The 17,310-nt window shown below is 41.9% G+C and carries 24 protein-coding genes and 1 pseudogene; 10 read left to right on the top strand and 15 right to left on the bottom strand.

From position 1 onward, the window contains the following. Positions 1 to 3 precede the first annotated feature (3 nt). The 9 genes and pseudogenes from AAA939_RS05490 to AAA939_RS05445 form a co-directional block, all read right to left on the bottom strand. The gene (locus tag AAA939_RS05490) at positions 4 to 537 is read right to left on the bottom strand and encodes a host-nuclease inhibitor Gam family protein (RefSeq protein ID WP_338208283.1); all 534 of its coding nucleotides are present in this window, start codon (positions 535 to 537) and stop codon (positions 4 to 6) included. Next, a complete protein-coding gene (locus AAA939_RS05485; protein WP_338208281.1) occupies positions 537 to 698 on the bottom strand; it encodes a hypothetical protein in 162 nt (53 codons plus the stop codon). The genes AAA939_RS05490 and AAA939_RS05485 overlap by 1 nt, the downstream gene beginning before the upstream one ends. Positions 699 to 702: 4 nt before the next feature. Beyond that, positions 703 to 1,122: a hypothetical protein gene (locus AAA939_RS05480; protein WP_338230545.1), complete on the bottom strand. Its 420-nt coding sequence runs from the start codon at positions 1,120 to 1,122 to the stop codon at positions 703 to 705. Continuing rightward, the gene (locus AAA939_RS05475) at positions 1,122 to 1,292 is read right to left on the bottom strand and encodes a hypothetical protein (protein ID WP_338230543.1); all 171 of its coding nucleotides are present in this window, start codon (positions 1,290 to 1,292) and stop codon (positions 1,122 to 1,124) included. The genes AAA939_RS05480 and AAA939_RS05475 overlap by 1 nt, the downstream gene beginning before the upstream one ends. An 11-nt stretch (positions 1,293 to 1,303) precedes the next feature. Continuing rightward, the gene (locus AAA939_RS05470; protein WP_338208278.1) at positions 1,304 to 1,513 is read right to left on the bottom strand and encodes a hypothetical protein; all 210 of its coding nucleotides are present in this window, start codon (positions 1,511 to 1,513) and stop codon (positions 1,304 to 1,306) included. Beyond that, positions 1,503 to 1,751, bottom strand: coding sequence for a hypothetical protein (locus AAA939_RS05465; protein ID WP_338230541.1), 249 nt, complete (start codon positions 1,749 to 1,751; stop codon positions 1,503 to 1,505). The genes AAA939_RS05470 and AAA939_RS05465 overlap by 11 nt, the downstream gene beginning before the upstream one ends. A 164-nt stretch (positions 1,752 to 1,915) precedes the next feature. After that, the gene (locus AAA939_RS05460; protein WP_338208274.1) at positions 1,916 to 2,209 is read right to left on the bottom strand and encodes a hypothetical protein; all 294 of its coding nucleotides are present in this window, start codon (positions 2,207 to 2,209) and stop codon (positions 1,916 to 1,918) included. Between the two features lie 252 nt (positions 2,210 to 2,461). After that, positions 2,462 to 3,184 (bottom strand): annotated as a pseudogene (locus AAA939_RS15245) (ORF6N domain-containing protein). Positions 3,185 to 3,198: 14 nt separating this feature from the next. Beyond that, positions 3,199 to 3,519 (bottom strand): hypothetical protein, encoded by a 321-nt coding sequence (locus AAA939_RS05445; protein ID WP_338208271.1) that lies wholly within the window; start codon positions 3,517 to 3,519, stop codon positions 3,199 to 3,201. A 155-nt stretch (positions 3,520 to 3,674) separates the two neighbouring features. Here AAA939_RS05445 and AAA939_RS05440 point away from each other — a divergent pair, with 155 nt between their 5' ends. From AAA939_RS05440 to AAA939_RS05395, 10 genes are all read left to right on the top strand, one after another. Then, complete coding sequence (locus AAA939_RS05440) at positions 3,675 to 4,079, top strand: helix-turn-helix domain-containing protein (protein ID WP_338208269.1); 405 nt, start codon at positions 3,675 to 3,677, stop codon at positions 4,077 to 4,079. 9 nt (positions 4,080 to 4,088) lie between these two features. After that, positions 4,089 to 4,565, top strand: a complete 477-nt coding sequence (locus tag AAA939_RS05435; RefSeq protein ID WP_338208268.1) for a hypothetical protein — start codon at positions 4,089 to 4,091, stop codon at positions 4,563 to 4,565. A 138-nt stretch (positions 4,566 to 4,703) separates the two neighbouring features. Then, positions 4,704 to 5,087 carry a hypothetical protein gene (locus AAA939_RS05430; protein ID WP_338208266.1) on the top strand — a complete coding sequence of 128 codons (384 nt, stop codon included), beginning with the start codon at positions 4,704 to 4,706 and terminating at the stop codon, positions 5,085 to 5,087. A gap of 9 nt (positions 5,088 to 5,096) precedes the next feature. Beyond that, a complete protein-coding gene (locus tag AAA939_RS05425; protein ID WP_338208264.1) occupies positions 5,097 to 5,783 on the top strand; it encodes a hypothetical protein in 687 nt (228 codons plus the stop codon). A gap of 70 nt (positions 5,784 to 5,853) precedes the next feature. Next, positions 5,854 to 6,873, top strand: a complete 1,020-nt coding sequence (locus tag AAA939_RS05420) for a hypothetical protein (RefSeq protein WP_338208262.1) — start codon at positions 5,854 to 5,856, stop codon at positions 6,871 to 6,873. Positions 6,874 to 6,901: 28 nt separating this feature from the next. Next, positions 6,902 to 7,291 (top strand): hypothetical protein, encoded by a 390-nt coding sequence (locus tag AAA939_RS05415; protein ID WP_338208260.1) that lies wholly within the window; start codon positions 6,902 to 6,904, stop codon positions 7,289 to 7,291. A gap of 200 nt (positions 7,292 to 7,491) precedes the next feature. Next, the gene (locus AAA939_RS05410) at positions 7,492 to 7,911 is read left to right on the top strand and encodes a hypothetical protein (protein WP_338208258.1); all 420 of its coding nucleotides are present in this window, start codon (positions 7,492 to 7,494) and stop codon (positions 7,909 to 7,911) included. Positions 7,912 to 8,130: 219 nt separating this feature from the next. Then, complete coding sequence (locus AAA939_RS05405; protein WP_338208256.1) at positions 8,131 to 9,273, top strand: tyrosine-type recombinase/integrase; 1,143 nt, start codon at positions 8,131 to 8,133, stop codon at positions 9,271 to 9,273. Positions 9,274 to 9,488: 215 nt separating this feature from the next. Then, positions 9,489 to 9,755: a hypothetical protein gene (locus AAA939_RS05400; RefSeq protein ID WP_057707121.1), complete on the top strand. Its 267-nt coding sequence runs from the start codon at positions 9,489 to 9,491 to the stop codon at positions 9,753 to 9,755. A 399-nt stretch (positions 9,756 to 10,154) separates the two neighbouring features. Beyond that, entirely contained in the window at positions 10,155 to 10,547 is a 393-nt protein-coding gene (locus AAA939_RS05395) for an iron chaperone (protein ID WP_338208254.1), read from the top strand. Between the two features lie 79 nt (positions 10,548 to 10,626). Here AAA939_RS05395 and AAA939_RS05390 read toward each other — a convergent pair whose 3' ends face one another. From AAA939_RS05390 to lspA, 6 genes are all read right to left on the bottom strand, one after another. Then, entirely contained in the window at positions 10,627 to 11,229 is a 603-nt protein-coding gene (locus tag AAA939_RS05390) for a histidine phosphatase family protein (RefSeq protein WP_338208253.1), read from the bottom strand. 186 nt (positions 11,230 to 11,415) lie between these two features. Continuing rightward, on the bottom strand, positions 11,416 to 13,977 hold the full coding sequence (locus tag AAA939_RS05385; RefSeq protein WP_338208252.1) for an ATP-binding protein: 2,562 nt from the start codon (positions 13,975 to 13,977) through the stop codon (positions 11,416 to 11,418). After that, positions 13,974 to 15,056: a carbamoyl phosphate synthase small subunit gene (locus AAA939_RS05380; RefSeq protein ID WP_057707117.1), complete on the bottom strand. Its 1,083-nt coding sequence runs from the start codon at positions 15,054 to 15,056 to the stop codon at positions 13,974 to 13,976. Before AAA939_RS05380 ends, AAA939_RS05385 begins: the two co-directional genes overlap by 4 nt. Before the next feature lie 36 nt (positions 15,057 to 15,092). After that, positions 15,093 to 15,617, bottom strand: a complete 525-nt coding sequence (gene pyrR, locus AAA939_RS05375) for a bifunctional pyr operon transcriptional regulator/uracil phosphoribosyltransferase PyrR (protein WP_338208249.1) — start codon at positions 15,615 to 15,617, stop codon at positions 15,093 to 15,095. A gap of 158 nt (positions 15,618 to 15,775) precedes the next feature. Beyond that, on the bottom strand, positions 15,776 to 16,732 hold the full coding sequence (locus AAA939_RS05370; RefSeq protein ID WP_338208247.1) for an RluA family pseudouridine synthase: 957 nt from the start codon (positions 16,730 to 16,732) through the stop codon (positions 15,776 to 15,778). Further along, complete coding sequence (gene lspA / locus AAA939_RS05365) at positions 16,713 to 17,162, bottom strand: signal peptidase II (protein ID WP_057707115.1); 450 nt, start codon at positions 17,160 to 17,162, stop codon at positions 16,713 to 16,715. The genes AAA939_RS05370 and lspA overlap by 20 nt, the downstream gene beginning before the upstream one ends. Positions 17,163 to 17,310 lie beyond the last annotated feature (148 nt).

Genomic DNA, 17,310 nt, shown 5'->3' with positions numbered 1-17,310 from the left:
CACCTACAAATCAAACTTAATAGATTCACCGGCAGGCTTTTCGGCCACACCATCCACAATTTGACCATCATCTAAAACGAATTTTCCATTGATGATTGAACCAGCTTTCTTCAGGTCCTTCTTATTGACCTCTTCCTTAACTCGGATAAATTCTTTGATACCCTGATCACGTAACGATTTCAGCACGGTCGCATCTTCATACTTCAATCCGGCAGGAGTTTTACGAGTAGTGACCTTACCGTGTGGCGTATCGATTTTGAATTTTTTGTCATGCTGACGTTCACGGTAAAGATAATCTTTCAGTAAGCTTTCAAAATATTCCCGACTAGCTTGATTCTCAGTTAGCTTACGATCACGCCAAGCAATCGTTTTATCAATGTCTGCCTTAGCCGCATTTTTTGCCTCAGTATCATGTTCCTCGATGGCCTGCAACTTTCTCATTGCCCAATCGGCAGCCTGCAATGAGTCAATCTGAAAGCCCTCATGTTCACGTTCGTTTACCGTGGTTAGTTCTTCCTTCAACAATGAATTCAACATTATTCGAGCCCCCGTAGTTCGTTCAATTGTGCATCGGCATCATCCAGCATTTTGTATAAGCGACCTAATGAGACCGTGTCACACACCCAAATACTGCCAATTAGAACTTCTAACATATTGATACGGTCTAGTGTTGCTTTGATTAGTAGGTTAATTGCCATTATTTCAGCACCATCCTTTGTAATAAGTTTCTCGTTCTCGTGTGATGTATGGATTATTCAAGTCAACCACGATTTGATAGCAGTTCGGCTTCATGTCAACGACGTACTTGAAATTTGTATGATCCAAATCAATTGCCGTCGTACGATTCTTTAAAATTTCAGCCTGCTTCATAAAAGCACAACTATAGCTTTTATCAGTTCGAGAAAGTCGAATAGAATTTTCTTCTGAAAAATCTGTATAAAATGATAAGAGCAGTTGGTCGTTGTAGTAATAAATTGCCACCGCTTTTAAATTTGGATGTAATCGACGAAATACAACGTTGAAATAAATCGCCTGCTTGCTAATTGTTATTAACGGCAATGTCGGAGATGCGGCATTGCTTGACTTTTTTGTGATATTTTCGAATTTAATATAATCTAGCATCAACTTAACCACCCCCAAACTCGTTGCCAAACGCTTGGTTTCGGCGTATGATAAATACATAGATTAATTAGACGAGCATCTAATTCCATACCCGCATTCGGTTGCAGCCGAGTGTGGGTATTTTGTTGTTTAAGACCAGCTTCAAATACCTTTCTACTTACTTTGCTCATACAAATTCCTCCTAAATTCTCCCATTCTTACGACCAACTACTTTTAAGCCTTTCGTCATGATTTGAAATTTATGACGTCGACTTACGACAGTCGCCACTTGAGCCCTGCTGAACGGGTCCATTTTGACGTCGACTACTTTTCCTGTCCCGCCAGGTACGATCAGTTCACCCGCTCGCTTTACAGCATCAAAAGCTACTCGATCACCTACATTAATCGTCATATCCAGCCTCCTGAATCAATTGTGACCAATCAATGACACACTTCTGGTCATCGGTCGTTGAAATCACGAATCCTTCGTCCTCAAGCGATGTAATTGCATTTTGACTTGATGCTGGAAACTTATCCCATACAAGCGAGTGCTTACCCATTGAGCTCGCAACTACGATTGCAGAAGATAGTTCATTGATTAAGTGTTCCCGATAATTTTTAGTAACATTTTTCGCTAATCCTTCAAACATAAATATTCCTCCTTAAATGCCAAACCAACTTTTAATTTCATGGCGCTTAAACCAAAGCGCCGTCACTACCCAGGTTGCTAACATAACTGCGACCCAATTTGGTAATACAATCATTGCTATTCCTCCATCCAAGCTCTCTATCAATTGCGCTGCCCGCGGCTTATTTATTCCATAATTGACAAAATAGCTTTTTTCAATTCGTTGGGATCATAGAAAACCTTTCGTGATCCACTCAAATGACGTTCAATAACTTTTACTTGTGGTTTATTTTTAAAATTCTCATCAAAATAAGCTCGAGACATACACAGAATTTTAAATGCGGTCTTGCGATCAACAAGCAGATATTCCTTACTAACACGCTGGACAATCGGTTCAAGCATTGCATGTGCCTCTTGTTTTGTAAGACTATCAAATCGATCAACCATTATTTTTTGAAATTCAAGCGTGGATTCTGTCATTATTTACACCACCTTCTTTCTGATTTATCCGAGAACTTTATCAGTTCTTTTTAAAAAGCATCTTCATTCCGATTATTACTTCACTATCAGTCACAACAATATTGTGGTTTATCGGCTACATGACAGGAGCAATAAGTTAATTAATAGTGTTGTGAAAATTGATGTTGTTATCGGAATCACATAACTAGAGAGAATCTTTTTATCAATTTCGTCTACTTTCTTCTGGTCCATTCCCTTCACCTCTTATTTCAATTAAATATCCAATGACATTTGGCGAATAATCGTCTTCGTTGCCGTTGAAGGCTCCCAATCGTTGATGTAGTCCATCACCATTTGGTAATCCTTTTTACGCAGCATCGAGCGTGCACTCACGTTAGCAATCTTTTTTACGCCGCCATTGATATCTTTAAACAATTCACCCCGCTGCTGCTGAGTAACATGGCCAAAGCTTCGAGCTACCTCTGATACGCGCTGATTAACACGGCGCGATAAAGCACTATATTCTGGATTGGCAATCACTTGATTCTCTTTCAAGTCCTTGAGATCACCCTCAACACCATCCAGTCGCTGATTAGTTTCCTCATTGGCATCCAATGCTAATTTAGCCAACTCACGCGGCTAAGTCGGTAACTGAATTTGTTGTTTGGGATTGAAATAGTTTTCTTCCAACTCATCGAACATATCCCGTGCCCGGTCAGTACCGAGCATTTTTGAATGACGGCTTGCGCCACGTTTTGTGTACAAAATCAGCGAACTAGCATTTTTCCCAACAAGGTTAGTATTTCTAACCTCGTTCTTAAACTTCCTCAACGCAATACCTGTCAGTCGATAATAATGAATTCCATCTTGAAACTTAGAAATATTCGAGTTGAAATTCTGTTTAATTGTGTTCGTGGATGTTCCATAAAATTCAGCAAGTTGTTCCGTAGTTAAAATCAAATTACCATTGTATTTAATCTGCTGTAATTCATTCATTTAATTCATCCCTTTCAGTTGAGATTTAAAATCTGGTTCATTCGTGCACGAATACGTTGCGATTTTGGCTCATTTCCACCTTTCACTGCTCTGTTAATTTGAGATGGAGCCACCTTTTCACTTTCAGTACTTAACAGTTCCGCCATAGCCTTCTGAGTTAATCCATGACGCTTAAGAGCAGTCGAATATTGAACTTCAATTTCAATCGCAGCTTTCTCAATCTCTTGTTCTGGCATTTTTATCCCTCCTAGTAATTTATTCATCAAGTTATTGCATTTTCTACCACTTGTGATAAAATAAGTGCATACGAAATAAGCTAATAAAAACTTCTTCATAACTTGTTCCTCGCCAAAGTAGCAATTAGAAGATAGATGTTTTTTGTCGCTTAATTACTTGATGAATTCATTATCAATCATTCGTGATAAAAAGTCAACTTAATTTTCTACCATTTATGATAAATGAATTTATCAATACCCTCAGGAGTGTTGATATGACAACGTTAGAAAGAATAAAAAAACTTTCTAAGCAGAGAGGATGGTCTCTTCAAACTCTCGCGGAGAAAGCTGGGATTGGAAAAAACAGTATATATAGATGGAATGTTAAAACACCTAGCACTGACAGTCTCAAAAAAGTTGCAAAGCAATTGGACGTTACCGTGGATGAACTGTTGGGGGTTCCATCAAATAAAGAAAAATCTTCAGAGCCTAAACGTATTGATGTTGAAGACATCGTCAATAGTTCTGCAATGCTGACATCACGTGACCATGCGCTTTCGGATGAAGACCGTGCTGCCATCCGTTCATTAGTAGAAACCTACCTTAAAAGTAAAGAAGGTCAAGACCGCCTGCGTAAATACGGCGGATACGATAATAATGGTAATAAAATTGAAAAGTGAAGTGATTAGATGATTTTTGAAACCTTGGACGAAGCGCTTGCGGATATTAGCACGCTGGGTACATGGGACTCTGACCGTCTGATTGCTCACTATGATGTTAGTTGCCACTATACGGACGATCTACCTGATAACGTTAACGGATATAGTATTCCGCTAACTAGAACAATGTTTGTTAACGAAAAAGCAGCTTCACCCTACCATGTACAGAATCACGAATTAGTACACTGCTTAACAGAATCCAGCAGTGAACCACTCATTGAAACTTCGATGGTATCAAACTCTAAGATTGAGTTTAAAGCTAACTTTGGTGCCTTCTGTATCATGGTAATGGATTACATTTCGAAAACTGGGATTGAGCCCGAAAACTTTGATATTTCTCGCTTCGGGGATGCGTATAAGATTGATTCCAAATATCTATTAATTGCGCGTAACGCTGCGGAACATATGCTTGGAATCAATATTAATAAAGGTGCTTTTGGCCTTTAATCTTTGACCAACACTGATGTCATTAAAAGCTGTACAGGGAATACTTAGAGGGAGGTTAATTAAGTTAGGTTGGTGCATTATGGGGATAAGTTATATAACTATGTCTACACATTACCTAACTATTCTGGAGGAAACATAATGGCTAAAAAAATTAAGGGCGCCGATGGGCAAACATACAAAATGGTAGAACCTACGAATAAAAATCGTAGTCGCACCATGGAGATCGTATTTGGAATCATTAGTTTAATTATTTCTATAATATCAATTTCTTCCGCTTTCGGCCTTGCAGCAATCGGAGATGCTTTCGGTGGTGGCGGTGAACTTACAATGCGCTTAATGCTAGGAATCATTATTTCGATTGCTGCATTCGTTCTAGTATTCTTAATAAATAAAAATCATACCTTAATCAGCTGGTTGATCATTGCTGGCGGAATCCTCATATTTATTGTATGCGGTGATTATGGTATCGCCGGTGGACTTTTATTTGTTATTACTGGAATTATCGCATTAGTAAGAAAGTAGGAAAATATAATGGCCAAAAAGATTCAAGACGATGATGGAAATACTTATGTTGCTGTAAAGCCATGGTACAAAAAATGGTGGGTTTGGGTCATTGTTGTTGTTCTAGTATTCTTTGGGTTTGCTTTGCTTGGTGGCAATGATGATGATACAAAGAGTTCATCAGATACTGCTACTGCTCACAAGACCACTAAAAAAGAAACTGGGGCTACTTCAAGTACAAAATCAATTGAAGTGAGCTATAAAGACTATGACGTGGCTAGTGAAAAAACTTTTACCGTAAATCACAAAGATACCTCATGGAATGCTGCTACAGTTACAATTAATAAAGTAACTGTTTACAAGCTTGCTAAAGCATATAGTTATGACTCATCTGGTGATGGTAAATTCAAAGCAAATGGTTTTGTTCGGATTCACTTAACTGTCAAAGCCAACCGTGATATTTCAGCTTATCCAACGCAAGGTACTGCTGTTTACAGTAACGGTGAACAGCACGAAGGCGATTCCATGGAAAACTGGGATGGTGATATTTCTAAAAACGCCACAAAATCTGGCGATGTTACGATTCCTATTAAAGATTTGAAGAACACGTCATCTCTAAAGACACTCCGTTTCAAATTTGATAGTAGTTATGATACCGACGATTACGATGACGATAATTCTGACAAGACATTTGACATTACTCTCAACTTAAATTAAGTTTTGACTTCAAAGCAATTGGGGATGCTTTGAATACATAGCCCTAAATAATAACTTTGGAGGAAGCATCATGGAAAAGAAACAATGCCCTATTGATCAAACCGAACTAACAGCATTCAATCAATACGAATTACAGGATGGGACCATTTGTCGAAGCTGTGCTAAAAAGATTGGGTTAATCGACGGAGAACATAATACTCAGTTAGCAAAGGCTGCTAAAACCCTATTAACAATTAATGTAGCTAAAAACTATGTAGATAATAATCAGACTGTTGATTCACAAGGATTACTTGACGCATACAAAAATGAGTTGAATTCCACTAAAAATAATAGCGACTCACCTAACGACGCTGAAACAACTATAAAGCCTAATGAATCAGGCAAGGACACCTCTAGCAGCGAAAAAAATGGCTCCAAAAATTTGGATAGTGACAAAGACAATAGCATTGCGGATACCACCGCTGACAAACCAGTCAAAAAGGAACCCATATTCTGGAAAGGCGATGGTATTAAGGGATTCGTTTACGGAGCCTTTGCAGGATTAGCAATTGGAATGCTAAATATGGCCTTTCTTAATTTTGGTCATCTAGGTATTATTAGTTGGCTTGTTATTTGGTTATTTATCGGTGCAAATCCTTATTTTAAAGATACGCGTTCACCAGAGCAAATAGCTAAAGATGTTGATTCGCAAAAAGAGGCAGCTAAAGAACGAGCGGCTAAACGGGCACGATCCAAGCCGGAAACAATCATCACTAATAATACGACGTCGCCTAAGAAGAAGCGGCCCATATTTGGCGGACTGGTCTGTCCACGCTGCCATTCAGCAAATGTCCAACTAGTCTCTGATACGGCAAATATTAAAGCAACTAAGACTAAAACACATGTTAATGCTGATCTAAATCCTCTTCATCCTTTCAGAATTGCTAACGTTAAGAAAGATACAAAAGCCATTAAAAAGCATTCTAAAGCTAAAACAACTGCAGCTATTCTAACCGCTGGCGCCTCAACCATCGTGACTGGCGGTACCCGTTCAAACAAATCACACGAGTATCATTGCCAGGACTGTGGGAAGATATTTTACAAAAAATAAAAAAGCACACTTTTGAGGGTGTGCAATTTTGAAAGAATGTGATGTTATTAAACAAGAACCTTGGGGACTACCGACCATAATTGCTGCAATCATATCTACTTTAATTTCAATTGCAGCCACAGTGAAAATATTTAATCCCGTTGTATCCTCAATTGTTGGGCTTGTAATTATTGCCCTCTGGGGCTGGATATTATACGGAAATTGTAAATTCGTATACACTCGCCTTGTATTATATACAGACCGGATTGAAGCCAATTATAAAGATTCCAAGCAAAAAGCTGATAAGTATGATGATTTTATTCTGGCACAAACAGCTAAATTTGAAGTTGCACAATCTAATCAATCAATTCAAGAAAATGCCCAGCCAATTAAAGAGGCAGATGCTCCTAAAGACCACACTCAGTCCCGTATTGAATAGCCTTTTCTAGCTCTACAATCAATTCTGACTTGCTTGCATGCCATCGAACGTATTCCATTGTCTCGGAGCGTGGACGTTTTGGATTTTGTGCTGTAAGCAATGTAAGTAACAAATTGCACTTTTGAGAAGTTGATAAGCTGCTCACAAAAAGAGACTCTTTTATCATAGAAATAACCTCCGATTAGAAAGTAGGTATATAAGTGACTGAACCATATCAAGAAAAAATCAATTTTTTATACTGTTCTAAAATCAATAATAATAATCCAATTTCTGAGTACACTTTCAACGATTTTCCAATGCAGTACTTATTTAAATTGCAGGCCTTATTTTTTAATTTTAAAGTTGACGAAAAATATCATGTTAATGTACTCGTGGTCAATGGCAAAGGTGAGCTTCTTATTAAAACAAAAAACGATTTTAAAATAGACATCACCAAAATTGGCGAAGATAAATATACTAATCGTTCCCATACTAATGCTAGCATGCTCGTAACACTTAAAACACCAATCGTTAATGTTATCGGTGAGGATGTATATAAGTTCTACATTTCTGTAACTGACGAACACGATAAAATCTTATCCGAACAATCTACTTTTGCAACAATACGTAAAGACATTTAAATGAATAGTGTTCACTAAATACATTTCAAGAGTACTTTTCGTCATCTATTATAGCATAAAAAAGCACATCCCCTCCCGCCAAGAAGTCGATGCGCTTTACGTAAAGTATGTAACAAGGGATAAATGCACCCTTTTGAACTTAATTATACCTAAAAGGTGGTGGTGCCACAAACTCTTTATTGAATAGCGTTGCCCGCGCAGTCAAATTAAGGAGTTATTATGAAACTAATCAAATCAAAGAAATATAACTACGTTTATTCTTATAAGTCGAAAAAAGGTACACTTTATGCCTTTCGTTATCCATACTACGATGTAACGGGCAAACGACATGAAAAACAACAACGTGGCTATAAAACAGAGTTGTCCGCACACAAGGCTGAATTAAAAATGGAAATGCTCTATGCAAATAACGACATTCAACAAATCGTTGATTCGTCAATAACGATGGAACAATGGGCCAATCGTTATTTCGAAATGAACAAGAGCCATCTTCGACCGACAACGCAATCCTCCTATCGTTGTTGTATTACCAAGTACATTATTCCCTTAATTGGAAAGCAGCGATTGAATCAACTTACAAAATCTCGGTATGACTACTTGTTCATTCAACCACTGCTTGAAAATCACTCCAATTATACTGTACGAAATTATAATATTATTGTAATGATGTTAATTAATGCTGCAGTCGATAATGATATATTATCTCGAAATAGACTTAGCGGCATTCGCTTAGGTCAAGTCACTGAGCGCAAGGCTTTCGACAAAGCAGACTTGCTTGCGTTTAATCATTCAATTTCCTCACTACCACTTGAATACCGGATATTCTTCATGCTACTAGAACTAACGGGTATGCGTAAAGGAGAAGCCATGGCTTTAAATTGGCATGACATTAATCTAAAGAAGAAACTAATCACCATTAACAAGACAAGAAACTACTTTGGCATCGGCCCTGTAAAAACTGCCGCCGGTAATAGAACTATTGCTATTTCTGATTCACTGACAGAACAGCTTAAACATTTCAAGTTATATCAAAGAGCAAAATTTTTAAGATTACAGACTGAGTTTAAGACTGATCAGTTAGTTTTCACAAATAAGTATACTTCTCCTATTAAGGATTCGAGTGTCTTTAATAACTTTTATAGCGCATTAAAACTGGCGAATATTGATGCAAATAAATACGTCATCCATTCCCTGCGACACACGCATGCAACTTTACTCTTGGATGCTGGTATTAATCCGGTAGATATAGCTAAACGACTAGGTCATGCCAATGCAAGCATTACGCTTAAAATTTATTCGCATGCGATTAAGGGGAATGACAGAAATTTAGCCGAAACAATGGCTCAAATCGCGAACATTTAATTGTGGGAACTTCTGTGGGACATTTTAAAAATCATACTAACCTAATCAATTTAAGGCTGACTGTATGTTTTCGAACACTCACCCATTCAAATGTCCGAAAACGTACACACACCAGCATTTTGACAGTGTTCAATTGAGTCCAAAAGCCTTATTCTATAACCGTTGAAAGGAAAACATGAACCTTTCAAAATATAAGTTGATTAGAGGTAATCAAAATGTTTACTTGGAGTTTTTGGATTTTAGCTGTATGGTTTGTCGTTAACGTCATTTGGATGTGGTTCGCATTAGACAATCAATCCTTACAAAAGACGTTTGCCTGGATTAACGTTGTTGCCGTTATCTGGGGATTCTGGGCATTTTACGGTGCCACCCCCGTTGCTGGATTAAGCACTTGGTTTCAAGTCTTAAACTGGGTCAACATTATTTTAGCCATTGTTCAGTTCTACTTTGGTTACCGTAAATTAACGCACCCAGCCGCTTAAATTACCCAAGCATTTTCCGCCAATCAATTAAACCGTCTACCAGCACTTCCCCTGGTAGACGGTTTTTTGGTGGGTCAAATCTAAGAAAAGTTTATCCGTTCCTTATTAAACGTTGGTAGCGACGTTGTCCAATTCTAGTTAAACTAAAGCTATTCAATGACGAAAGGATCTTGATCATATGCCAATCAAATATAAACAGCTGTCCGTCCAGATCAAACCGACCGCGCCAATCCGCTACTTAACTGACCACCATTCTAACTGCCAGTGGCACCTCACGTATCACCAGTAAGTTCTTTCCCCCTGATCTGTGTGGGCATCAGGGGGTTTTGCTTGCGCCAAATTATAGAAATCTCTAAACTAAAACCAAACAAACTACTAATTAACGAAGGAGTTTACGTCATGGCACTTGCGTTAGATCCCCGACTCACCGCTTTTAAGCCTTACTTAATTAAAATAACCGATACCACTCATCAAGAGGCGCTCACCACCGTCCTTAATTGGGTTGGCCAAACCTTCCCAGAACTCGCCCCTCGGCTTGCTTGGAACCAACCAATGTTTACAGCTCACGAAACGTTTATTATCGGGTTTAGCATCGCCAAGGACCACTTCAACGTGGCGCTCGAAAAATACACCCTTGACCAGTTTAAGGAACGCATCACCGCTGCCGGAGACAAGACGACTAAAATGCTCTGGCAGATCAAATTCGATGAGCCGGTTAATTATGACTTGCTCAAAACTGCCATCGAATTTAATCTCACCACTAAAATGGAGACCACTTCATTTTGGCGGTAACCAAAAAGCCATAATGATCCGCAAGTTAATTGCCTGCGATCAGTCATGGCTTTTGTATTCTAGTTTACATAATTTTAATTTAGCTTAGTTTCTCGGGATCATCCAAATTATGAACGGATTCAAACGTGAATTTACCGTCATCGTAACTAAACTTGAACACCGCACAATTATCAAAGCGAATCTGGCGACGTTTAATCTCATCCATTGATAGCCAGCGCCGCAAAAACATAAAGCTGGCGCCCCCGTGACTAACGGCAAGCACTTGCTGATTATCCGGTCGTTCCATAATTGCCGTCAGGGTTTTAACGACGCGGTCTTGGACTTGAAAATCATTTTCACCACCGTACTGCAAAAAGAAGTCACCATGACTTTGGCGTTCGGGGTCAGGCTTTGGATTCAACACTTCACTTTCACCTTCAAAAACGCCAAACTCCCATTCTTTGATTCCTTTTAACCGTTCGTACGGCTGATCCGTCACAAGTTCCAGCGTATCGCTAGCCCGTTCTTGCGTAGAGCAATACGCATGGTCGAACTTGATGGCGTGGCGTTTAAAATAGTCGCCAACCCGTTTTGCGTCCGCAATTCCCCGTTCGGTCAACGGAGAATCACTCGCCCCTTGAATCCGATGTAATCGGTTAAACAGTGTCTCGCCGTGGCGCATTAAATACAATGTTTTTGTCAAAAGAATCCCAACCTTTATATTAAATTTCACTATTAATCATAGCACAACTGTAACCGCTGTCATCAGTAAATTAAGCTTTTGAATCGAGACTAAAATAACCATTCAGAAATGTGGCCCTCTGAATGGTTATTTTCGATCACTTTAGTCGAAACATGGGCCAAAAGCCCTTTGTTCCAATCACAAAATTTAAAAATCAGTATCCTCGTTACCCGCATTCAGTGCAACTAACGCGTCTTTTAACGTTTGGCCATGCGCAATCACGGTCCCGGTCGCGTGCCCCGGTTCCCCCGTCACTTCGTCTTCGTCATAAATCTGAAGTTGATTATACGGGAAAGTATTCGCTTGGACGTAGACGGGACCCGGTTGATTAACATCCGGATAATCGTACATCACCTTGCTGAGCGCTTCGCCCAATTTAACGTGCAGTAGCAAACGGGTCACACTGGAACCACTCGCCTTACTGATCAACGCCATGGTTGCAATACTCATTGGTTCGACCGTTGCTAGCTGAAGCTGACCATCAGCGATTGCCAAGCGAACTGTGTAGAGCCCTGGAATACCAAATGCCAAAACACGCTTCTTAATTTCATCATTGAGTGCCTTAATGGCTTGGTTTTCAGCCTTGTCACGAACTGGAAAGACAGCAATCGACCCGCGGACGTTTGACCGTAAATTATTCCCCGCAATAATCTCACTGATGCCAAAGACGCTCACGTCAACGCCATCCGTAATCACTTCTACCGCTGGCGAATCATTGGTTTTAATTTGTTCGCGCGGTAAATCGTTATTGATTTGAACCACTTGATGACCAGCTTTTTGCAATTCTTGTCCTAACCGGTAATCGTGGTACGTGGTAAAAATCAATAGTGGTTTTTCAATGGCTAAGATATTCAAAATATCTGAATGCTGCTTTGGTTCAATGTACCGTTTAGACGCCAGTTGCGGTGTCATCGACACACTGTTCGGATTGGCATTGATCAAAATCGGTTCGTAATCCGCCTTTTTTAAATAAAATAGTAATTGCGAAACCAGATAATCGTTCCCGTGGTTCGTCCCAATCCGGTTCGCACCCGTGCCAATGACGACAACGCGCCGGCCCGACTGTTGCTGGCTTTCGTTATCAAATTCATAAGTTGAATAATAGGTGTTCGTCTGCTCAGTAAACTCACCAGCTGTAGGTTCGACTTCTTTAAAGGTCGCGTGAATCTCATTTTCCAAGGCAAACTGCCGGACTTTGGCAACATCACTGTGCCAAGCATCGGCCGCGTCTTCGTCAGTAAAACCAAAGTATTTGGCCCGACCTAGCGCGTGCACGTCAAATGGTCGATCACGCAACGCCTGCTCAATTTCGATGATGTGCCGCAATTTGTAGAAGTAGAACGCATCAATTTTCGTCAATTCCGACAGTTCGTCAATTTGGTAACCCCGGTTCAATGCTTCCAGCAAGATTAACATCCGCCCAGCTTGGGGATGAATCAACCGTTGGATCAATTCACCTTCTGAGTAATTTTGAGGCTGGTTTGCAATCACGTGGTAACGCGATTCGTCCGTTGAACGGAGTCCTTTTAGTAGGGCTTCTTCCGTCGACCGGCCAATCCCAATGACGGAACCAGTCGATTCCGTCACCGTATCGAGTTGGTGACTGACCTTTTTCAAGACGTTAAATGGCCAAACTGGAATCCGGCAAACAATGTGGTCGAGCACGGGTTCAATTAGAGCCGTCTGCTTACGGTAATTACTTGGTAGCTTAACTTCCGCTAAACTGATGCCGACGATTAGGTTTGCAACGACCCGGGCCAATGGGTAACCCGTGGCACGGGCAGTCAACGCCATCGTACGGTCAAAATACGGTGTTACTTTAATCACGTAGTAGTTTTGCGTCGTCGGATCCAATGCAAACTGAACGTGACAACTGCCGACAATCCGCAGATTCCGCATAATTTTTAAAGTTGCGGTCCGAAACTGTTGGTATTCTTGATCCGTGATGGTTTGCGTTGGCGCAAAAACAATTGAATCCGCCGAATGAATCCCGACCGGATCAAAATTTTCCATCCCACTGATTAACAAGGCCGTATCTTTTGGATCCCGTACGGCCACGAATTCTAGTTCCTTGTAACCCACAATGCTTTGTTCCACGATGCATTGCTTTGTAGCGGAGACCTTAAAGCCCATCTTGAGGGCCCGTTCTAAATCGTCTTCGTCTTCACAAAGTTGGCGACTAGCCTCAATTCGGGGCGCCACCGACTTCACAATGACTGGAAAACCAACCTTGCGGACGACCGCAAAGGCTTCCGGTTCACTAGCCACAACTTGCGAGGCAATCACTGGTTCGCCGATTGCTTTGAGTCGGTTACTCATGAGTGCCGGGTTGACGATCATGTCCACCGTCTCTTGGTTCCACTGCAAAAGTCGTACCTGGTTATTTTTTAACACGTTGTTGCGAATCAGTCCCTGAATCAGATTGACCGCTTGAATGCCACCTAATGATGGAATCAGGGCGTCTGGTTGTTCAGTTTCGATCACCCGTGACAACGCAGCAACCGTCAAAGGTTCAATGTAGACCTTGTCCGCAAAGTTATTTTCAGCCGCAACCGAATAGGCGTTGTTATCAACTAAAACCACGGCAATCCCTAGTTTACGAATTGCCGATCCGATTTGGGTCACAGCTGCATCGTGTTGACCTTCGCGTCCAATGTCGTTATGCCCAGCGCCGATGATGAGGACCTTTTGTAACGCTTGATTATTCACCAAATTGGCCCCCTTGCTTGTTGCATTGATTCAACAAATTCATCAAAAATATCACGAACTTCGGTCGGACCCGGTGCCCCGTCCGGGAAAAATTGGACGGAGAACGCCGGGAAGTCACGAAAACGCAAGCCCTGGATCGTGCCGTCAATCAAATCGACAAACGTCGTGATGAGCTTATTGCGGTCAATCGTTGCGGGATCAACCGCAAACCCTTGTCCCTGTGACGCGTAAATGATTTGGTTCGTAATAACTTCACGAATAGGATGGTTAGCGCCATGATGCTCTGGTGACAACTTCATAATTGAAGCGCCGTTCGCCATCGCAAAGAGTTCGTGACCTAAGCCAATCGCAAATAACGGAATCCGGTTTTGGATATTTTGAATCATCGTTAAAACGCTGTCCGGTAAATCTTGTGGTTTCCCCGGCCCAGTCGACAAAATAACCCCGTCCGGATCCAAATTAATAATTTCTTCCGTCGTCGCGGTATAGGGCAACACGGTCACGTTGCAAGCCCGTTTACTGAGTTCACGCAAAATCCCGTGCTTAAGCCCAAAGTCAACGACCACGACGTTCAAGCCCGTTCCCGGGTTAGGAAACGGCTTGGGTGTTGCGACCGCGGCAACTTGTTGGTTCGTCAGGACGGTCGCACCTAACTGGTCAAAAGCGTGTGCGTCCGCCACATCAACAATACTGGCCTTCATGGGGCCACTGGCACGTAACTGTTTCGCTAAGTGACGGGTGTCGATGTGACTGATGCCCGGAATGTTTTGCTGTTTCAAGTATTGATCCAATGACCAGCGTCGTTGCCGGTTGGTTGAGATACTAGCCACATCACGAACAACGACCCCCTTGACAGTCGGCAAAATCGATTCGTAGCTGTCATGATTGATGCCATAACTGCCGATGGTAGGTTGGGTGAAAGCAATAATTTGGTTATGATAAATTTGATTAGTAATAATTTCTTGATAGCCCGTCATACTCGTATTAAATACGATTTCACCAGTTGAAACCGCTGGTGAGCCAAAGCCTTCACCGAGGTAGGCACTGCCGTCTTCAAGAATCAAATAGCGGTCTGCCATTGCGATCCCTTCTCATTTGTTTGACTTAATTAAAACTTAGTTGATAATTTCAACGCCGTCGTGACCATCGATTTCAGTCACTGACACCTTGATCCGTTCTTGTCGGGCCGTTGGGATGTTTTTACCGATAAAGTCTGCCCGAATTGGCAGTTCGCGGTGACCCCGATCGACCAAGACTGCGAGTGCGATACTCTGCGGTCGACCGCCACCCATCAGTGCGTCTAACGCGGCCCGAATCGTTCGGCCAGTAAATAAAACATCGTCTACTAAAATGACCCGTTTATCCGCAACGCTAAACGTCAGCTGGTAATCGCTCGGCGCGCTCGCAATATCTTGTGGATGATCATCCCGAAACGCCGTAATATCCAATTCACCTACCGGAATCGTTGCACCTTCTAATTGCTGCAACCGAGCCGCAATACGTTGTGCGACATAGACACCGCGGGTTTTAATACCCACTAGGACGATGTCACGAATCCCTTTATTTTGCTCAATGATTTCATACGTAATCCGTGTGAGCGCACGTTTCATCGCCATGGAATCAACAACTTCTTTTTGCATGATTGCCTCCCAAGTATTTATGGCCTACATTCGAGTCACCAACATTACAAAGAAAGACGGCCGGACACAATGTCCCGACCGTCGACGAAAAGTTATTGTTAACAGTTTTGCCTTTCAGTCTCGCAGGGCCGGATTAAAGGACTCTCATTACTGTTAGATTAATGATTCAAGTCGGTTTTGTCAAGCCGGTCAAGCGTTGCTTTAAAAATCGGTGGCAACGGTGCTTCAAAGGTGAGCTGTTCCCCGGTGACCGGGTGCTTGAAACCTAGCAAACGGGCGTGTAAAAACTGGCCCTTACCCTTGATCGTCTTCTTCGGCCCGTATAGCGGATCACCCACTAACGGGTGGCCAATCGACTGCAAGTGCACCCGAATTTGGTGGGTTCGGCCCGTTTCCAAGCGACAACTGATCAACGTGTAGTGTTGATATCGTTTTAAGACCTTGAAATGCGTTACCGCCGGACGACCGGTGGCGACAATGGCCTGCTTCTTACGGTCCTTTGGCGAGCGGCCCAGCGGTGCGTTGACCGTTCCCGTATCTTCCTTAATCACACCGTGGACGAGGGCCACGTACTCCCGCAGATTCGTCTTAGCCTTTAATTGCGCCGCCAGTGACCGGTGCGCGTGATCATTTTTAGCGACCATCAGTAAACCGGACGTATCCTTATCGATTCGATGGACAATTCCCGGCCGAAACTCACCGTTGATGGTCGATAACGGACTATGAAAAAGTAACGCGTTGACTAGCGTGTGATCCGGATGCCCGGGTGCGGGATGGACAACCATTCCCTGAGGCTTGTTGACGACGAGGACGTCATCATCTTCATACACCACGTCAAGTGGAATATCTTCGGGTTCAATTTCCGTTGACTGAACCACTTGTTCGGCCACCGTAATCTGATCACCCGTTTTAACCTTATACTTACTAGCCTGCAACTGACCATTAACCGTCACTTGGCCCGTCTTAATTAATTTATCCACTTGCGACCGCGTCCAAATCGTCTGCAGTCCCGCTAAAACTTTATCTAGCCGCCCACTCTGATCCGTGATCGTAAACTGTTGTTGTGCGGTCGTTAAATCCGCCGCGTCCTGTACCTTATTTGTCAAAACTATCATCCCGCAAAACACCAATCAAAATCAAAACAACGCCCACCGTTAAGCAGAGGTCCGCAAAGTTAAAGATTGGAAAATTGATAAAATCTAATTGGAACATGTCCACCACGTAACCGATGCGAATCCGATCAATGAAATTACCTAAAGTTCCGGCAATCATGAGAACAATTCCAAATTCATACAAACGACGCTGCCGAAGTCGCCATAGTAAATACACCATCACACCTAATGCGACGACCGAAATCAGGTAAAAGAAACTCATTTTCCCCTGTAAGATACTCCAAGCGGCACCGCTATTATGTAAGTTCGTCAAAGACAGTAAGCCCGGCACAATACTAATACTTGCGCCCAGTGCAATATGGCCCACGATGGCTGACTTAATTACCTGATCAACAATAACCAGTACAAACATTAATACCCAATAAATCCACATACGCTGATCCTCACATTCCGCTAAACTTTGTTTAATTATACCAAAAGAAAGTGCCCGTGCGTGGCAGAACCCCTACGAAACACTATCTTTCTTTTAAAAGTAAGTGCAGATCAAAATTAAAATGATTTGCTTATGATTAAATCCGGTC

The organism is Lactiplantibacillus paraxiangfangensis (assembly GCF_036246185.1).
Taxonomy (GTDB): Bacteria; Bacillota; Bacilli; order Lactobacillales; family Lactobacillaceae; genus Lactiplantibacillus; species Lactiplantibacillus paraxiangfangensis.
This window is presented reverse-complemented; position numbering and strand designations above follow the sequence as displayed.

Bases quoted from the DNA above. Each gene is read 5' to 3' on its own strand.
- AAA939_RS05395 (WP_338208254.1), top strand. From the start codon at position 10,155: ATGGCACTTGCGTTAGATCCCCGACTCACCGCTTTTAAGCCTTACTTA.
- AAA939_RS05490 (WP_338208283.1), bottom strand. From the start codon at position 537: ATGTTGAATTCATTGTTGAAGGAAGAACTAACCACGGTAAACGAACGT.
- AAA939_RS05485 (WP_338208281.1), bottom strand. From the start codon at position 698: ATGGCAATTAACCTACTAATCAAAGCAACACTAGACCGTATCAATATG.
- AAA939_RS05445 (WP_338208271.1), bottom strand. From the start codon at position 3,519: ATGAAGAAGTTTTTATTAGCTTATTTCGTATGCACTTATTTTATCACA.
- AAA939_RS05425 (WP_338208264.1), top strand. From the start codon at position 5,097: ATGGCCAAAAAGATTCAAGACGATGATGGAAATACTTATGTTGCTGTA.
- AAA939_RS05400 (WP_057707121.1), top strand. From the start codon at position 9,489: ATGTTTACTTGGAGTTTTTGGATTTTAGCTGTATGGTTTGTCGTTAAC.
- pyrR (WP_338208249.1), bottom strand. From the start codon at position 15,617: ATGCAAAAAGAAGTTGTTGATTCCATGGCGATGAAACGTGCGCTCACA.
- AAA939_RS05470 (WP_338208278.1), bottom strand. From the start codon at position 1,513: ATGACGATTAATGTAGGTGATCGAGTAGCTTTTGATGCTGTAAAGCGA.
- AAA939_RS05380 (WP_057707117.1), bottom strand. From the start codon at position 15,056: ATGGCAGACCGCTATTTGATTCTTGAAGACGGCAGTGCCTACCTCGGT.
- lspA (WP_057707115.1), bottom strand. From the start codon at position 17,162: ATGTGGATTTATTGGGTATTAATGTTTGTACTGGTTATTGTTGATCAG.
- AAA939_RS05475 (WP_338230543.1), bottom strand. From the start codon at position 1,292: ATGAGCAAAGTAAGTAGAAAGGTATTTGAAGCTGGTCTTAAACAACAA.
- AAA939_RS05420 (WP_338208262.1), top strand. From the start codon at position 5,854: ATGGAAAAGAAACAATGCCCTATTGATCAAACCGAACTAACAGCATTC.
- AAA939_RS05460 (WP_338208274.1), bottom strand. From the start codon at position 2,209: ATGACAGAATCCACGCTTGAATTTCAAAAAATAATGGTTGATCGATTT.
- AAA939_RS05405 (WP_338208256.1), top strand. From the start codon at position 8,131: ATGAAACTAATCAAATCAAAGAAATATAACTACGTTTATTCTTATAAG.
- AAA939_RS05440 (WP_338208269.1), top strand. From the start codon at position 3,675: ATGACAACGTTAGAAAGAATAAAAAAACTTTCTAAGCAGAGAGGATGG.
- AAA939_RS05370 (WP_338208247.1), bottom strand. From the start codon at position 16,732: ATGATAGTTTTGACAAATAAGGTACAGGACGCGGCGGATTTAACGACC.
- AAA939_RS05465 (WP_338230541.1), bottom strand. From the start codon at position 1,751: ATGTTTGAAGGATTAGCGAAAAATGTTACTAAAAATTATCGGGAACAC.
- AAA939_RS05435 (WP_338208268.1), top strand. From the start codon at position 4,089: ATGATTTTTGAAACCTTGGACGAAGCGCTTGCGGATATTAGCACGCTG.
- AAA939_RS05480 (WP_338230545.1), bottom strand. From the start codon at position 1,122: ATGCTAGATTATATTAAATTCGAAAATATCACAAAAAAGTCAAGCAAT.
- AAA939_RS05430 (WP_338208266.1), top strand. From the start codon at position 4,704: ATGGCTAAAAAAATTAAGGGCGCCGATGGGCAAACATACAAAATGGTA.